This is a genomic window from Burkholderia sp. MBR-1, assembly GCF_013822785.1.
Lineage (GTDB): Bacteria > Pseudomonadota > Gammaproteobacteria > Burkholderiales > Burkholderiaceae > Burkholderia > Burkholderia vietnamiensis.
In genome coordinates, this window is the sequence record NZ_CP053609.1 from 2,764,405 (window position 1) to 2,779,033 (window position 14,629).

Consider the following 14,629-nt stretch of genomic DNA (forward strand, 5'->3'; position numbering starts at 1 on the left):
GAAGTATAACAAGCGGACCGATCGTTGCCGATCCTGCGCGGCGCAATAGTCGGCATCGGACAGCGCGCGCCAATGCATGTGCCGTTAATACAACAGAGACAAAAACTAACGATTCGCCTCTGGCATAAATCCGAGCGCGAGGTTGATAATTATTGAACCCGCTGGAGAAACGATCATGGATGAAAGACCAACCCGCATGCCGCCGCCCGAGCAAGTAATGAGCCCGGATCCGGAGCCCGTCGGCGTCGAGTTCCTCGCCGAGTTGCCCGAGCACGTCCGGGCATTCTTCGACGAGCAGCACAAGCTCTACGCGCCGAAGTGATCGCGCGTTCCGTTCCGTAACCGTCGCGTGTCGATCGAGATCGTGCGGTTTCTCGCTGCGTTTCGTGCGCAGATCGCTTTGCACCCGGGCTGCAACGGCCTGACGGTGCCGGTTCGGCGCGTCCGCTGAATATCCGCTGTCACGTCGCTCCGCCGCGCGGCCGTCTTCGTCTATCCTTCTGGTTTTCCCGCCACGGCCCCTGCGGCCACTTCCGAACGTCCCGATGAAACAAGCCATTCGTGCCAGCCTCGCTGTCGCCACGCTGGGTGTCGCATTCCTTTCGGCGCCGCCCGCAGCGCGCGCAGACGGCGACGACACCGCGCTCACCAATCTCGTCGCCCTTGCGTCGCAGCGGCTCGCGCTTGCCGAGCCGGTCGCGCGCTGGAAATGGGCCAACCACCAGGCGATCGAAGACAAGCCGCGCGAAGCCGCGCTGCTCGCGTCGGTGGAAAAGCGCGCGGTCCAAGCCGGCGTCGACGCGGCGGTCGCCCGCACCTTCTTCGAGGACCAGATCGCCGCCAGCAAGGACGTGCAAAACGCGCTGTTCGCCAACTGGCGCGCGACGCGACCTCCGGAAGGAACGCCACCCGACCTCGCGACCAGCACGCGCCCGGCGCTCGACCAGCTCACGCAGAAGATGCTGGCCGCGCTCGCGCAAGCCGCGCCGGTGCGCGACGCCCCGGATTGCCAGGCACGGCTCGCGCGCAGCATCGCGAACTGGAAGACGCTTACCCGCTACGATTCGACGCGTACGCAGGCGCTCGGCACCGCGCTGTCCCATGTTTGCTCGGCGGGCGGCGCCAGCGCGATCGGCTGACCGGCCGCCACGATCGCAGGCAGCCGCGCGCGATTCTCAGTCGGCGGCCGCGAACGCCGCCAGCGGGATCAATTGGAGGCCGCGCGCGAGATAGGTCTGCAACAGACGCTGCGTATGGGGCTCGAACGCGCCGTCCGTGCCGTCCGCCGCGAGCCGCGCGGCGGCGTCGAGCGACTCGGCCACGCCGAGGTAGCGCCACGCATCGATCACATGAAACAGGCTGCGCTCGCCGTGCGCCTCGAACGCGACCGCGCCGTCGAACGGCCAGGGCGCATCACCGGCACGTACGGCCGCAGCCGTGGGTCGCCGGTTGTATGCCGGGCGCAGGCGCGCGATCCACTGCGCTTCGGCGAGCATCGCGCCCAGCTCGTTGCCGGTCTCCCGCCACTCGACGCGCCGCACCTGCTGCGCGATCCGCATTTCCTTCGACGAGCGCCGCTCGCCGGTCAGCAGCGCACGCAAGCGCTGCCGGACACGCACGCTGCGGCCGACGTACAGCGCTTCGTCGCCCTCGCCGAACAGCGCATAGGCGCCGCATCCGGCCGGCGCGGTATCGAGCCATGCTTCGGTCAAGTCGCCGCCCAGACGGAAGTGGCGCGTCGTGCGTGCGATCTGGTCGCGCAAGCGCTCGAGCGGCACGAGCGTGTGTAATTGCCGCCAGAACTGCCAAATCAGGTCCGCATCCGCGAGCGCGCGGTGGCGCGCGGCGGGGACCAGCCCATACCGCTCGATCAGCGCATCGAGGCCATGCCGCGACTCGCGCGGAAACAGCGCGCGCGACAGCTTCACCGTGCATAGCACGTCGGGGTTGAATGCGAGGCCGGCGCGCTCGAATTCTGCGCGCAGAAAACCACGGTCGAAGCTCGCGTTGTGCGCGACGAACAGCTTGCCGTCCAAACGCTCGAACAGCGCCGGCGCGAGCGACGCAAACGACGGCGCGTCGCGCACCATGTCGTCCGAAATACCGGTCAGCTGTTGGATGAACGGCGGGATCGGCTGCCCGGGATTGACCAGCGTCGTCCATGTGGACATGTGGCCCGGACCGATTTCGACTACCCCGATTTCGGTAATGCGATGTTCGGCGGGCGATCCACCAGTGGTTTCGAGGTCGACGAAGACGAGCGGCTGTTCGCTGGCAGGATCGGACGGATAAAGGTCGGACATGAAGAGACGGGAGAAACGATGCTTCCGCGAGTATGCACCGGCGCGGGTGTCGCGGGCCAGTGCAACCGAAATCGATCCGCCCGTCGACCGTTTTCGCGGCCGGAAAAGCAAAAAGCCCCCGCTATGCGGGGGCCGGACGTGATCGGTACTACGCGGCGCGTCAGGCTGCCTGGATATTCGCTGCCTGCTTGCCCTTCGGGCCGACCTTCACCTCGAACGAAACGCGCTGGTTTTCCTTCAACGTCTTGAAGCCTTCCATCCGGATTTCGGAGAAGTGCGCAAACAAATCTTCGCCGCCATTGTCGGATGTAATAAAGCCAAAACCTTTAGCATCGTTAAACCATTTTACGATACCGGTATCCATACCTTCGTTCCCCACTCGTTTAGATCAAAAAAGCTACCATTTATAGCCGCTTCCCGAACACCCGTAACAGCGTGCCGATTCCCAATGGGCGCTGCGTCCGGGGACGGAGTGCTCACTTTATAAATTGGACGATCGAGGCGCGTCAAGCAAATTTTTAACGCCCTCTTTATCAAAATCACATCAATGCCATTGGAATGGGCACACACTCGTCTTCTATTAACTAATTCGCGCCAAAACCCTGTCAATATTACCGGGCATGGAGCACCGTTAATCGAAATGATGAAAAACATACCGGGGTCGAATCATGCCGGTAAAATCCTCGGGGTTTTTTCCGGTTGCGCAAGCCGCGCCACGTTGCGATGCTGGAGTCACGCAATTGGAGGAGAAGGTCATGTGGCTGGACGGAATCAAGCGCTTCGCGAGCCGACTCGCACGCGCACGCCGCAAGTCCCGCGCGCTGGCCGAGTCCCGTGAAGCGCCGTGTGACACCGAGTTCGATCCGACCTGGCACGGCGACCATTGGCAAAACCTGTTGGCGTCGCCGCTGGATGCCCGTCACTACGTGATGGAAGACTGGACCTATACGCCGCCGCAGGCGCAAACCAACGACGCGGAACCGGCTGCGAGACGCAAGCGACGCTCGTACTCGTAGCGGCGCGGGAGAAGCCGCGGGGAAGGACAGGAACGACGGGCAAAAAAAAGCGCGACTGGGAAGTCGCGCCGACAAAGGTTTGGAGATCTTTTCCGTCAACGAAAAAGTCTGCTTCGGAAAGCAGAGACTGCAGTATAGCGAGATTACATCCTTTCATTATCCATGCTCCGCACAAACCTCTATTGCCGATGTGTCAATAATCGGATTGTTTGCGCGGAGGCGTCGGCGTTAGCAGTGTCGCGACGGCGCAACGTCAGTACGCACTGCTGACGACTGCAATCGTATGTTGCGCCGCCGCAATGCCCGGATAATCGGGGCACTCCGCCCGCGCGACCATTCTTGCGCCATCCTAAATACAGTATTGCGGCACGCGCTTCTCTACCGGAGCCACGGCGCTTCATACACTACAAAACGGATTGGTGACTGAGCGGCCGCTGCCCCACATGTCACGCGCGTACCGCTCGATGGCGATGCGCGCGACAGCCCGCTGCGGCTTCGATCGACAACAATCGTTTGGAGACAGATCATGAAAAAGACGCTGATCGTTGCCGCATTGGCCGGCATTCCGGCGATCGCCGCCCATGCGCAAAGCAGTGTCACGCTATACGGGCTGATCGACGCCGGCATCACCTACACGAACAACCAGGGCGGCCACAGCGCGTGGCAGGAAACGAGCGGCTCGATCAACGGCAGCCGCTGGGGGCTGCGCGGTACCGAGGATCTCGGCGGCGGCCTGAAAGCAATCTTCACGCTGGAGAACGGCTTCGGCATCAACAATGGCACGCTGAAGCAGAACGGCCGCGAGTTCGGCCGGCAGGCATTCGTCGGGCTCGCGCATGACGGCTTCGGCTCGCTCACGCTCGGCCGCCAATACGACAGCGTCGTCGATTACCTGGGGCCGCTGTCGCTCACGGGCACGCAGTACGGCGGCACCGAGTTCGCGCACCCGTTCGACAACGACAACCTGAACAACTCGTTCCGGATCAACAACGCCATCAAATACCAGAGCGTGAACTACGGCGGCCTGAAATTCGGCGCGCTGTACGGCTTCTCGAACGCCACGAATTTCGCGAACAATCGCGCATACAGCGTCGGCGCGTCATACAGCTACCTCGGCTTCAACGTCGCGGCCGCTTACATGCAGCTGAACAACAACGTCAACGCGCCGGCGCTCGCAGCGAGCGACCCGGGCGCCGTGGCCGGCGACTGGACCTTCGCGGCCGGCCGCCAGCGTACCTGGGGCGCCGGCCTGAACTACGGCTTCGGCCCGGCGACCGCCGGCTTCGTGTTCACGCAGACCCGCCTCACCGATTCGGCCGGCATCAGCGCCGGACAGTCGGGCGTGTCGCGCGGCATCGCGCTCACGGGCGGCACGCGCTTCAACAACTATGAGGTGAACGGCCGCTATGCGCTGACGCCGGCATTCTCGCTGGCCGGCTCGTACACCTACACCGATGCCCGCCTCGACGGCCAGTCGCCCAGCTGGCACCAGTTCAACCTGCAAGCCGACTATGCGCTGTCGAAGCGCACCGACCTGTATCTGCAAGGGGAATACCAGCGCGTCAACGCGGACGGCTTGGCGATCGGCGCGAACATCAACGGGCTCGGCAGCGCGTCGTCGACGAACAAGCAAATCGCCGTCACCGCGGGTATGCGCCACCGCTTCTGAACCATTGCTGCGGCGATCGCGCCGCCGTCATGGGGGCTGGCCGTGCGGGCGCCGCGGACGTCGATACGCACCGCTGCGACGCCGCACGCCGCTACGCGCTCATGCGTCGTCCCGCGCCGGATAGCGCACGTCGAGCACGTCGATCGGTTGCGGGCCGGCCGGCGTCATCAACGTGACGGTATCGCCGATCTTCGCCTTGATCAGCGCCCGTGCAATCGGCGAGATCCAGCTGACGCAGCCGCGGTCGAGGTCCACCTCGTCGATCCCGACGATCGTCACGGTGTGGTCCTCGCCGTCCGGCGTCGCGTAATCGACGGTCGCGCCGAAGAACACCTGGTCGACGTTCTCCTGCCGGCTCGCGTCGACGACTTCGGCGAGATCGAGCCGCTTCGTCAGGAAGCGGATCCGGCGGTCGATTTCGCGCAGCCGCCGCTTGCCGTAGATGTAATCGCCGTTCTCGGACCGGTCGCCGTTCGACGCGGCCCACGACACGAGGCGCACGACCTCCGGACGCTCGACGTCGATCAGGTTCAGCAACTCGTCCCTGAGCCGCTTGTGGCCGGCCGGCGTGATGTAGTTCTTGGTGCCCGCCGGGATCGCCGGCTGACCGGGGTCGAGATCGTCGTCGTCGCCTTCCGATTCTTTGACAAACGCCTTGTTCATGATGCTGATTCGATACGTGAATGACTGATGCCCCAAGGGTACACGAACGCGGGCACGCAAGATCAGGCGACATTTTTTGCGGATAAGGCTTCCCTTTTTATACAACCCTGCTATACTTCCGCTTCTGCGTGCGGCTGTAGCTCAGTTGGATAGAGTACTTGGCTACGAACCAAGGGGTCGTGGGTTCGAATCCTGCCAGCCGCGCCACCTTTTCGAGGGCCTTCCAAACCGAAGGCCCTTTCAGTTCGAAGCAGTAGTGTTTGTTGTTGCGTGCGGCTGTAGCTCAGTTGGATAGAGTACTTGGCTACGAACCAAGGGGTCGTGGGTTCGAATCCTGCCAGCCGCGCCACTTTTTTGGGGGCCTTCCCATCGCAGAAGGTTCCGACAGTTGAAGCAGTACCGTCTTGCGTGCGGCTGTAGCTCAGTTGGATAGAGTACTTGGCTACGAACCAAGGGGTCGTGGGTTCGAATCCTGCCAGCCGCGCCACCTCAGAAGGGCCTTCCTCCGGGAAGGCCCTTTTTTCTTTTCCGCTCCCCTCTTCCGCTCCCTTCTTCGGCTTCCCTTCCGTCGCCCCAAAGAAAACGGCGGCCCGTGGCCGCCGTCTCGACTCGCCGCAACCGTGCAGCGTCAGTAATCCTGGCGCTCGCGCTCGATCCGCATGCCGCCGTCGTGACGCGCATGCGCGCCGTCCTCGGTCGAGCGTTCGCGCATGATCCGCATCACGTCGGGATTGGTGCGCACGCGGCGCATCACGTTCGCGAGATGCAGGCGGTCGCTGACCTGGATGACGAAGCGCAGCACCGTCGACTCGTGCGTCAGATCTTCGTCCATCGCGATATGCACGATGTTCGCGTCGGCCGACGTGATGTCCGCCGCAACGCGCGCGAAGATGCCCTTCGTGTTCTTGACCAGCGCCTTCACCGCGACGTCGAACAGCCTGCCCGGCTGCGGCGCCCATTCGACGTCGATCCAGCGCCCCGGATCGCGCCGGTGGATGCGCTGCGCGACACGGCAATCGGTCGTATGAATCGCCATCCCGAGGCCGATGCCGATATAGCCCATGATCGCATCGCCCGGAATCGGCCGGCAGCATGCCGACAACTGCACCGACATGCCTTCGGTGCCGGTGATCACGACCGGCGGCGCATGGTGCGCGGGATGGCGCTCGGACTTCGGCAGATCGTCGTCCGCGTCGCGGCCGCTCATCAGCACTTCGATGCGCTTGGCCATCACGGCCGCCACCCGCCGGCCGAGGCCGATGTCCGCGAAGATTTCCTGGCGACTCTTGTTGCCGGTCCACTGGACGAGCTTGTCCCACACCTCCGGCGTCACGTCGGCGAGCGCGAACCCATAACCCTTCAGGCTCTGGTCGACGAGCCGCTCGCCGAGTTGCACCGACTCGTTCAGGCGCATCGTCTTCAGATAGTGACGAATCGCCGAACGTGCCTTGCCGGTGCGCACGAAGCCGAGCCACGCGGGGTTCGGCTTCGAATACGGCGCCGTGATCACCTCGACGATATCGCCGCTCTTGAGCTCGGTGCGCAGCGGCAGCAATTCGTTGTTGATCTTCACGGCCACGCACTGGTTGCCGAGATCGCTGTGGATCGAATACGCGAAGTCGAGCGCCGTCGCGCCGCGCGGCAGCGCCATGATCTTCGACTTCGGCGTGAACACGTAGACGGCGTCCGGGAACAGGTCGATCTTCACGTGCTCGAGGAACTCGCTCGAATCGCCCGCTTCGCTCTGGATGTCGAGCAGCGACTTCAGCCACTGGTGCGCGCGCTTCTGCACGTCGTTCAGATCGGCGCCGCCGTTCTTGTACAGCCAGTGGGCGGCCACGCCGGCCTCGGCGATCTCGTGCATCTTGCGCGTGCGCACCTGGAACTCGATCGGCGCGCCGAACGGGCCGACGAGCGTCGTGTGCAGCGACTGATAGCCGTTGATCTTCGGGATCGCGATGTAGTCCTTGAACTTGCCGGGCACCGGCTTGTACAGCGCATGCAGTGCGCCGATGCACGTGTAGCAGTCGAGCGGGTTGTCGACGACGACGCGAAAGCCGTACACGTCGAGCACCTGCGAGAACGACAGCTGCTTGTCGCGCATCTTGCGGTAGATGCTGTAGATGGTCTTTTCGCGGCCGGTGATTTCCGCGTCGATCTTCGCGTCGGTCATCGCACGCTGCGCGGCCTCGAGGATCTTGCTGATCACCTCGCGACGATTGCCGCGCGCGGCCTTCACGGCCTTCTCGAGCGTCGCGTAGCGATGCGGGTTGAAGTTCGCGAAGCTCATGTCCTGCAGCTCGCGATACGTGTTGTTCAACCCGAGGCGGTGCGCGATCGGTGCGTAGATGTCGAGCGTCTCGCGCGCGACGCGGCGGCGCTTTTCCATCGGCACCGCGCCGAGCGTGCGCATGTTGTGCAGCCGATCGGCGAGCTTGACGAGGATGACGCGCACGTCGCGCGCCATCGCGAGCAGCATCTTGCGGAAGTTTTCCGCCTGCGCTTCCTCGCGGCTGCGGAATTCCATCTTGTCGAGCTTCGACAAGCCATCGACCAGTTCCGCGACCTTCGGGCCGAACCGTTCGGCCAGCTCGCTCTTGGTCACGCCCTGGTCTTCCATCACGTCGTGCAGCAGCGCGGCCATCACGGCTTGCGCGTCGAGCTTCCAGCCGGCGCAGATTTCCGCGACGGCGACCGGATGAGTGATGTAGGGTTCGCCGCTCTGGCGATATTGACCGAGGTGGGCTTCGTCGCTGAAGTGGAACGCCGCCTTGACCTCTTTGATTTCGTCCGGACCGAGATACTCGGCAAGCGCGGTCGTCAGATTCGCGATCGAAACGACGCCGTGCTTGCGAGGCTGCTCCGGTGTGGCGGTCGGCCCGAACAGATGCCGGAAGGATTGTTCGAGGACCGCGTCGATGTACTGGCGCGCAGGCGACTGGGCCGTGACTTCGGTGGTCGAATCCGCGGAGGCGGACGATGGGGTGGTGCTCATATTCGCCTCCAGGTCGAGTCGTTGCGCGCGTGCACTACATGGCTGGAACGGGCCGGATGCGCGTTACACCGGCACCTTCTTCAGCATCTCGACGCCGACCTGACCCGCAGCGATTTCGCGCAGCGCGACGACCGTCGGCTTGTCGCGGCTTTCGATCTTCGGCGTATGGCCTTGCGCGAGCTGCCGCGCGCGGTAGGTGGCGGCGAGCGCCAGTTCGAAGCGGTTGGGGATTTGCTTCAGGCAGTCTTCGACGGTAATGCGAGCCATGTTGGAAATTCCTTCTGAATATAGTCGTTATTCTACCTTATGTCCCTCTACCCTCGCGTCATTCCGCGTGGGGCAGATGGATGCCGAGTTCGATGAACAGCTCCGCATGTCGCGCGTACTGCGAACCAAAACGCAGGCGCGTCGCCGCGACGATGCACTCCAGTTCCGCGAGCGCACGATCGAAATTCTCGTTGATCACCACGTATTCCGCTTCGGACGCGTGCGCCATCTCGCTGCCTGCCGCGAGCAGGCGTCGCGTGATGACGTTCGGCTCGTCCTGGCCGCGCTTCTTCAGACGCTCCTCGAGCGCATCGAGCGATGGCGGCAGGATGAAGATGCCGACCGCGTTGTGAAACTGCCGCTTCACCTGCTGCGCGCCCTGCCAGTCGATCTCGAGCAGCACGTCGTGGCCGCTCGCCATCTGCTCCTCGATCCACACGCGCGACGTGCCGTAGTAGTTGCCGTGCACTTCCGCGCTTTCGAGGAATTCGTGCGCGGCGTGACGCGCGCGGAAATCCTCGACGGTGGTGAAGTGATAGTGCTGGCCGTCCTGCTCGCCCGGGCGCGGCTTGCGCGTCGTGTACGAAATCGACAGGCAGATGTCGCTGTCCTTCGACAGCAGCGCGTTCACGAGCGTCGACTTGCCGGCGCCCGACGGCGCGATGACCATGAACAGGTTGCCGGGATAGACGCCGCCGTGCAGCGCATGCGACGCGTGGCCGTCGCGATGGGAATCGGTCATGACAGCCTCCGCCGGGCCGCCCCCTCGGGGGGCAGCGAACGTAGTGAGCATGGGGATCGTTTCATCTCTGTTACTCCAGGTTTTGCACTTGCTCGCGCATCTGCTCGATCAACAGCTTGAGCGCCATCGATGCGTCGGCGAGCTCCTTCGCCGCCGCCTTCGAGCCGAGCGTGTTCGCTTCGCGATTCAGTTCCTGCATCATGAAGTCGAGACGCTTGCCGACGCGGCCGCCCTTCTCGATCACATGACGCGTTTCGTTCAGGTGCGCGGTGAGGCGCGACAGCTCTTCCGCGATGTCGATGCGGATGCCGTACATCGTCACTTCCTGACGAATGCGCTCCGCCGCTTCCTCGCGCGTGACGATCGTCGCGCTGCCTTCCGGCGCCGCGAGGCCAAGCGCTTCCTGCAGCCGCTCGACGATCTTCTGCTGATGTTTCGCGATCAGCTCCGGCACGAGCGGCGTGATGCGCGCGACGATCGCCTCCATTTCGGTGACGTTCGACAGCAGCATCGTCGCAAGTTGCGCGCCTTCGCGCGAGCGCACCACGACCAGCTCGCCGATCGCTTCCTTGCCGCACGCGAGCACCGCGTCGCGGATCGCGTCCGCCGACACGCCGCTCTCGGCCAGCACGCCGGGCCAGCGCAGGACTTCACCGGCGCGCAGGCGGCCGACGCCCGGGAACGCATCGAGCACGGAGCGCTCGAGCTCGGCGAGCTGGCCGAGCGCCGTCTGGTTCAGCGCGCCCGCGCCGATGCTCTGCTCGCCGCGCTGCAGGTTGATACGGACGTCGACCTTGCCGCGCGACAGCTTGTTCATCAGCATTTCACGCAGCGCCGGCTCGCACGCGCGCACGTCGTCGGGCATCCGGAAATTGAGGTCGAGGAAACGCGAGTTCACGGTGCGCAGTTCGACCGACACGCTCGCGCCGCCGTTGCCGGCAGCCGTCGCGAGTTCGCGCGTCGCGCTCGCATAGCCCGTCATGCTGTAGATCATGGTTCGTCTCGCCGTGGGTGTGCCCGGATCGGGCGGGAATAAGTCGAGGCGCCCGGCGCATTGCAAGGCGCGGGGCGGGAAGCGCGCATTATCCCATTTTTGCGCGCGACCCCGCCGGGCAAGGCCGCCGTTCGGCGCTAAAATCGGGGTTTCCTCTTCCGTGCCCGATTCCCGATGACGTCATCCCTGTCCCGCCCGAGCGGCCGTCGCGCCGACGAACTGCGCAAGGTCGCCCTCACGCGCCACTACACGAAACACGCCGAAGGCTCGGTGCTCGTCGAATTCGGCGATACCAAGGTGATCTGCACGGCGAGCGTCGTGGAACGCGTGCCCGAATTCCTGCGCGAGCGCGGCCAGGGCTGGCTGACCGCCGAATACGGGATGCTGCCGCGCGCGACGCACACACGCAGCGATCGCGAAGCGGCGCGCGGCAAGCAGACGGGCCGCACGCAGGAGATTCAGCGCCTGATCGGCCGCGCGCTGCGCGCGGTGTTCGATCTGGAAGCGCTCGGCCCGCGCACCATCAACATCGACTGCGACGTGATCCAGGCCGACGGCGGCACGCGCACGGCGAGCATCACCGGCGCGTTCGTCGCCGCGCACGACGCCGTGTCGAAGCTGATCGCGGCCGGCAAGCTCGCGCGCTCGCCGATCACCGATCACGTCGCGGCGATCTCGGTCGGCGTGTACGAAGGCGCGCCCGTGCTCGACCTCGACTACGCGGAAGACTCGCGCTGCGACACCGACATGAACGTCGTGATGACGGGCGCCGGCGGCTTCGTCGAAGTCCAGGGCACCGCCGAAGGCGTGCCGTTCTCGCGCGCCGAAATGAACGCGCTGCTCGACCTCGCGCAAGCCGGCATCGGCCGGCTCGTGCAGCTGCAGAAGGACGTTCTGGGCGCCGACCATGTCTGACGATCGCACTGCCGCGCCGCTGTCGCGCATCGTGCTCGCGTCGAACAACGCCGGCAAGCTGCGCGAATTCGCGGCGCTGTTCTCGACGGTCGGCATCGAGATCGTCCCGCAGGGCGAGCTGGCCGTGCCCGAGGCCGACGAGCCGTTCGGCACGTTCATCGAGAATGCGCTGACCAAGGCGCGTCATGCGGCGCGCCTCACCGGCCTGCCGGCGATCGCCGACGATTCCGGCCTGTGCGTGCGCGCGCTGCGCGGCGCGCCGGGCGTCTATTCGGCGCGCTATGCGCAGCGTGCCGGCGGCGCTCGCGGCGACGCGGCGAACAACGCGCATCTGGTCGAGCAGCTGCGCGGCGTCGACGACCGCCGCGCCTACTATTGCTGCGTGCTCGCGCTGGTGCGTCATCCGGACGATCCCGAGCCGCTATTCGCCGAAGGGCGCTGGATCGGCGAGATCGTCGACACCCCGCGCGGCGAGCACGGCTTCGGCTACGACCCGTATTTCTACGTGCCGGCGCTCGGCGCGACGGCCGCCGAGCTCGAGCCGGCCGTGAAGAACACGCACAGCCATCGAGCGCTTGCGCTCGACGCGCTGCTCGCGCGGCTCGCAGAGGAAACCGCATGATCGTCTACGTCACGCCTTCGCAACCGGAGGCCGCATGAGCCAGGCGGCGCAAACCGGCGCGCGCGTCGTCGCGACGTTCACGTCGCCCGGGCAGGTGCGGCTCACGTCGCTGCCGCCGCTCGCGCTGTACGTGCATTTTCCGTGGTGCGTGCGCAAGTGTCCGTACTGCGATTTCAATTCGCACGAATGGAAAGGCGAGCGCTTCCCGGAAACCGAGTATCTCGACGCGCTGCGCGCCGATCTCGAGCAGGCGCTGCCGCTCGTGTGGGGCCGCCAGGTGCATACGGTGTTCATCGGCGGCGGCACGCCGAGCCTGCTGTCGGCGGCCGGCCTCGACCGGCTGCTGTCCGACGTGCGCGCGCTGCTGCCGCTCGACGCGGACGCCGAGATCACGCTCGAGGCGAACCCCGGCACGTTCGAAGCGGCGAAGTTCGCGCAGTTTCGCGCGAGCGGCGTGAACCGCCTGTCGGTCGGCATCCAGAGCTTCAACGAAGGTCATCTGAAGGCGCTCGGCCGCATTCACGACGCGGCGCAGGCGCGCGCGGCCGTCGAGATCGCCGCGCAGACCTTCGACAACTTCAACCTCGACCTGATGTTCGCGCTGCCGAACCAGACGCTCGCCGAATGCCGCGCCGACATCGAGACGGCGCTGTCGTATGCGCCGCCGCATCTGTCGCTCTATCACCTGACGCTCGAACCGAACACGCTGTTCGCGAAGTTTCCGCCGGTCGTGCCGGACGACGACGCGTCGGCCGACATGCAGGAATGGATCCACGAGCGCACGGCCGAGGCCGGCTACGGCCGCTACGAGGTGTCCGCGTATGCGAAGCCGAATCATCAGTGCAAGCACAACCTGAATTACTGGCGCTTCGGCGACTATCTCGGAATCGGCGCGGGCGCCCACACGAAGCTGTCGTTCCCGAACCGGATCCTGCGCCAGGCGCGCTACAAGCATCCGGCCACCTTCATCGAACAGGCGATGGCCGGCACGCCGGTGCAGGAAGAACGTGAAGTGGGCGCGCGCGACCTGCCGTTCGAGTTCATGCTGAACACGCTGCGGCTCGTGGAGGGCTTTCCGGTCCACAGCTTCGCCGAACGCACCGGCCTGCCGATGGGCACGATCGAGCCGGCGCTGAACGAAGCGGAACGCCGCGGGCTCATCACGCGCGACTTCACGCAGATCGCGCCGACGCCGCTCGGCCAGCGCTTTCTCAACGACCTGCAGGAATTGTTCCTGCGCGACGATTGACGCGGAACGACGCGGCATTTCGGTTACAATGCACGCCTCGCGTGGAAGCGTGGCCGAGCGGTTTAAGGCACCGGTCTTGAAAACCGGCGACGGGAAACTGTCCGTGAGTTCGAATCTCACCGCTTCCGCCAGGAAATTCGCCAAACCCCGTCCATTCATCGAATGACGGGGTTTTTGTTTGTCCGCGGCGTTTGCACGCGCAGCGCCGCAACGCGCCGACGCGCGCCGCCGGATGCCGTTACAATCCGGCGCTCCGAACCGCGAAACGGGACACCCACGTCATGAAACCCTTCATCGCCTCCTCGCTCGTCGCGCTGCTGGCCACGGTCGGCACGCATGCGGCGGCTGCCGATTCCGCCTCCGACGCCGACGCGCAAACGCCGTCGTGCGCGATCGCGTACGTGAAAGGCGTCGGCGGCTCGCCGCGCAGCCTGCGCGAATATCTGGCGAGCCCGACGCCGTACAACTACCTGAAGGAAAACGAGCTGCAGTGCAAGGTGTCGGACGACGGGCGCGCATCGAACTGCACCGGCGTGACCTACATCCGCAACGAGCAGGTCAGCGTGTACGACGATTCCGACCCGGCGACGCTGACCGTCGTCGCCCCGGTGGAGCTCGATCACGGCCAGAAATATCCGGTGATCCTCGTCATTCAGCGCAAGGACGCGCGCTGCGCCCGTTGAGCGGCGCTGCCGCGGGATCGTAGCGGGTGTGAGAACGACTGCGGGCCGCTTCGTGCAGCGAAGGCCCACTACACGCAACACTGACGACCCGCGCCGCCATCGCCTAGAATTCGATCAGCACGGCGACACGACCGCCGCCGCGACTCGCTGCCGCCCGCACCATCCCCGCGCGCGGCACACGGAGACCGCCATGACCGAACTGTCGACCGCGACCGATCACGTCGATTACGAAGGCTTCGAAATTCATGTCGTGCCCGGCCTCGCGCCCGGCAGCGACGCGCGTTATACCTACACCGGCTATGTGTGCCATCCGGGCGTGAATCCCGCCCTGCCCGATCATGCGGTGGCGTTCCATGCCGACGGCGAAGAGAGCTTCGCGAGCCTCGACGAAGCGGTGCGCGAAGCCGTGCACATCGGTAAAAGCATCGTCGACGGCACACATCCGGATCTGTCCGTTCTGGCGCTCGTGACGCACGGCTACTGAACGCGTTCGGCCGTGGCTGCATCCGCC

16 protein-coding genes and 4 tRNA genes are annotated in these 14,629 nt (G+C 65.2%); 13 read left to right on the forward strand and 7 right to left on the reverse strand.

The genetic code is table 11. The features are described 5' to 3' along the window. Positions 1 to 217: 217 nt before the first annotated feature. Together MBR110_RS12690 and MBR110_RS12695 are read left to right on the forward strand one after the other, a co-directional pair. The gene (locus MBR110_RS12690; protein ID WP_162499609.1) at positions 218 to 322 is read left to right on the forward strand and encodes a chorismate mutase; all 105 of its coding nucleotides are present in this window, start codon (positions 218 to 220) and stop codon (positions 320 to 322) included. Positions 323 to 545: 223 nt separating this feature from the next. Next, on the forward strand, positions 546 to 1,139 hold the full coding sequence (locus tag MBR110_RS12695; protein ID WP_011883744.1) for a chorismate mutase: 594 nt from the start codon (positions 546 to 548) through the stop codon (positions 1,137 to 1,139). A 36-nt stretch (positions 1,140 to 1,175) separates the two neighbouring features. Here MBR110_RS12695 and MBR110_RS12700 read toward each other — a convergent pair whose 3' ends face one another. Next, complete coding sequence (locus tag MBR110_RS12700) at positions 1,176 to 2,303, reverse strand: exonuclease domain-containing protein (protein ID WP_011883743.1); 1,128 nt, start codon at positions 2,301 to 2,303, stop codon at positions 1,176 to 1,178. A gap of 160 nt (positions 2,304 to 2,463) precedes the next feature. Further along, complete coding sequence (locus tag MBR110_RS12705; RefSeq protein WP_011883742.1) at positions 2,464 to 2,667, reverse strand: cold-shock protein; 204 nt, start codon at positions 2,665 to 2,667, stop codon at positions 2,464 to 2,466. Positions 2,668 to 3,058: 391 nt separating this feature from the next. On the opposite strand from MBR110_RS12705, the gene MBR110_RS12710 reads away from it, so the two are divergent. Further along, positions 3,059 to 3,319 carry a hypothetical protein gene (locus MBR110_RS12710; RefSeq protein ID WP_014722650.1) on the forward strand — a complete coding sequence of 87 codons (261 nt, stop codon included), beginning with the start codon at positions 3,059 to 3,061 and terminating at the stop codon, positions 3,317 to 3,319. A gap of 526 nt (positions 3,320 to 3,845) precedes the next feature. Continuing rightward, entirely contained in the window at positions 3,846 to 4,988 is a 1,143-nt protein-coding gene (locus MBR110_RS12715) for a porin (protein WP_011883734.1), read from the forward strand. 99 nt (positions 4,989 to 5,087) lie between these two features. On the opposite strand, the gene greB is transcribed toward MBR110_RS12715, so the two are convergent. Then, positions 5,088 to 5,651, reverse strand: coding sequence for a transcription elongation factor GreB (greB, locus tag MBR110_RS12720; protein ID WP_011883732.1), 564 nt, complete (start codon positions 5,649 to 5,651; stop codon positions 5,088 to 5,090). 130 nt (positions 5,652 to 5,781) lie between these two features. Here greB and MBR110_RS12725 point away from each other — a divergent pair. The 3 genes from MBR110_RS12725 to MBR110_RS12735 all read left to right on the forward strand — a co-directional run bounded on the left by MBR110_RS12725 (position 5,782) and on the right by MBR110_RS12735 (position 6,138). Next, positions 5,782 to 5,858: transfer RNA gene (locus MBR110_RS12725), tRNA-Arg, on the forward strand. A gap of 65 nt (positions 5,859 to 5,923) precedes the next feature. Further along, positions 5,924 to 6,000: transfer RNA gene (locus MBR110_RS12730), tRNA-Arg, on the forward strand. 61 nt (positions 6,001 to 6,061) lie between these two features. Next, positions 6,062 to 6,138: transfer RNA gene (locus MBR110_RS12735), tRNA-Arg, on the forward strand. Positions 6,139 to 6,279: 141 nt separating this feature from the next. Here MBR110_RS12735 and MBR110_RS12740 read toward each other — a convergent pair. From MBR110_RS12740 to MBR110_RS12755, 4 genes are all read right to left on the reverse strand, one after another. Continuing rightward, positions 6,280 to 8,646, reverse strand: coding sequence for a RelA/SpoT family protein (locus tag MBR110_RS12740; protein WP_011883730.1), 2,367 nt, complete (start codon positions 8,644 to 8,646; stop codon positions 6,280 to 6,282). Between the two features lie 63 nt (positions 8,647 to 8,709). Further along, complete coding sequence (gene rpoZ, locus MBR110_RS12745; protein WP_006025620.1) at positions 8,710 to 8,913, reverse strand: DNA-directed RNA polymerase subunit omega; 204 nt, start codon at positions 8,911 to 8,913, stop codon at positions 8,710 to 8,712. Between the two features lie 58 nt (positions 8,914 to 8,971). Next, positions 8,972 to 9,655: a guanylate kinase gene (gmk, locus tag MBR110_RS12750; RefSeq protein ID WP_011883728.1), complete on the reverse strand. Its 684-nt coding sequence runs from the start codon at positions 9,653 to 9,655 to the stop codon at positions 8,972 to 8,974. A gap of 70 nt (positions 9,656 to 9,725) precedes the next feature. Beyond that, on the reverse strand, positions 9,726 to 10,649 hold the full coding sequence (locus MBR110_RS12755; RefSeq protein ID WP_011883726.1) for a YicC/YloC family endoribonuclease: 924 nt from the start codon (positions 10,647 to 10,649) through the stop codon (positions 9,726 to 9,728). Positions 10,650 to 10,823: 174 nt separating this feature from the next. On the opposite strand from MBR110_RS12755, the gene rph reads away from it, so the two are divergent. The 6 genes from rph (at position 10,824) to MBR110_RS12785 (ending at position 14,602) form a co-directional block, all read left to right on the forward strand. Beyond that, the gene (gene rph / locus MBR110_RS12760) at positions 10,824 to 11,564 is read left to right on the forward strand and encodes a ribonuclease PH (RefSeq protein ID WP_011883725.1); all 741 of its coding nucleotides are present in this window, start codon (positions 10,824 to 10,826) and stop codon (positions 11,562 to 11,564) included. Further along, positions 11,557 to 12,186 carry an RdgB/HAM1 family non-canonical purine NTP pyrophosphatase gene (gene rdgB, locus MBR110_RS12765; RefSeq protein ID WP_034194120.1) on the forward strand — a complete coding sequence of 210 codons (630 nt, stop codon included), beginning with the start codon at positions 11,557 to 11,559 and terminating at the stop codon, positions 12,184 to 12,186. The genes rph and rdgB overlap by 8 nt, the downstream gene beginning before the upstream one ends. Before the next feature lie 34 nt (positions 12,187 to 12,220). Next, positions 12,221 to 13,435: a radical SAM family heme chaperone HemW gene (gene hemW, locus MBR110_RS12770; protein ID WP_059462856.1), complete on the forward strand. Its 1,215-nt coding sequence runs from the start codon at positions 12,221 to 12,223 to the stop codon at positions 13,433 to 13,435. Positions 13,436 to 13,478: 43 nt separating this feature from the next. Next, positions 13,479 to 13,566 (forward strand) — tRNA-Ser (locus tag MBR110_RS12775). Between the two features lie 150 nt (positions 13,567 to 13,716). Beyond that, on the forward strand, positions 13,717 to 14,118 hold the full coding sequence (locus MBR110_RS12780) for a hypothetical protein (protein ID WP_011883719.1): 402 nt from the start codon (positions 13,717 to 13,719) through the stop codon (positions 14,116 to 14,118). Positions 14,119 to 14,308: 190 nt separating this feature from the next. Beyond that, a complete protein-coding gene (locus tag MBR110_RS12785) occupies positions 14,309 to 14,602 on the forward strand; it encodes a hypothetical protein (protein ID WP_011883717.1) in 294 nt (97 codons plus the stop codon). Positions 14,603 to 14,629: the final 27 nt, after the last annotated feature.

Bases quoted from the DNA above. Each gene is read 5' to 3' on its own strand.
- MBR110_RS12690 (WP_162499609.1), top strand. From the start codon at position 218: ATGAGCCCGGATCCGGAGCCCGTCGGCGTCGAGTTCCTCGCCGAGTTG.
- MBR110_RS12695 (WP_011883744.1), top strand. From the start codon at position 546: ATGAAACAAGCCATTCGTGCCAGCCTCGCTGTCGCCACGCTGGGTGTC.
- MBR110_RS12700 (WP_011883743.1), bottom strand. From the start codon at position 2,303: ATGTCCGACCTTTATCCGTCCGATCCTGCCAGCGAACAGCCGCTCGTC.
- MBR110_RS12705 (WP_011883742.1), bottom strand. From the start codon at position 2,667: ATGGATACCGGTATCGTAAAATGGTTTAACGATGCTAAAGGTTTTGGC.
- MBR110_RS12710 (WP_014722650.1), top strand. From the start codon at position 3,059: ATGTGGCTGGACGGAATCAAGCGCTTCGCGAGCCGACTCGCACGCGCA.
- MBR110_RS12715 (WP_011883734.1), top strand. From the start codon at position 3,846: ATGAAAAAGACGCTGATCGTTGCCGCATTGGCCGGCATTCCGGCGATC.
- greB (WP_011883732.1), bottom strand. From the start codon at position 5,651: ATGAACAAGGCGTTTGTCAAAGAATCGGAAGGCGACGACGACGATCTC.
- MBR110_RS12740 (WP_011883730.1), bottom strand. From the start codon at position 8,646: ATGAGCACCACCCCATCGTCCGCCTCCGCGGATTCGACCACCGAAGTC.
- rpoZ (WP_006025620.1), bottom strand. From the start codon at position 8,913: ATGGCTCGCATTACCGTCGAAGACTGCCTGAAGCAAATCCCCAACCGC.
- gmk (WP_011883728.1), bottom strand. From the start codon at position 9,655: ATGACCGATTCCCATCGCGACGGCCACGCGTCGCATGCGCTGCACGGC.
- MBR110_RS12755 (WP_011883726.1), bottom strand. From the start codon at position 10,649: ATGATCTACAGCATGACGGGCTATGCGAGCGCGACGCGCGAACTCGCG.
- rph (WP_011883725.1), top strand. From the start codon at position 10,824: ATGACGTCATCCCTGTCCCGCCCGAGCGGCCGTCGCGCCGACGAACTG.
- rdgB (WP_034194120.1), top strand. From the start codon at position 11,557: ATGTCTGACGATCGCACTGCCGCGCCGCTGTCGCGCATCGTGCTCGCG.
- hemW (WP_059462856.1), top strand. From the start codon at position 12,221: ATGAGCCAGGCGGCGCAAACCGGCGCGCGCGTCGTCGCGACGTTCACG.
- MBR110_RS12780 (WP_011883719.1), top strand. From the start codon at position 13,717: ATGAAACCCTTCATCGCCTCCTCGCTCGTCGCGCTGCTGGCCACGGTC.
- MBR110_RS12785 (WP_011883717.1), top strand. From the start codon at position 14,309: ATGACCGAACTGTCGACCGCGACCGATCACGTCGATTACGAAGGCTTC.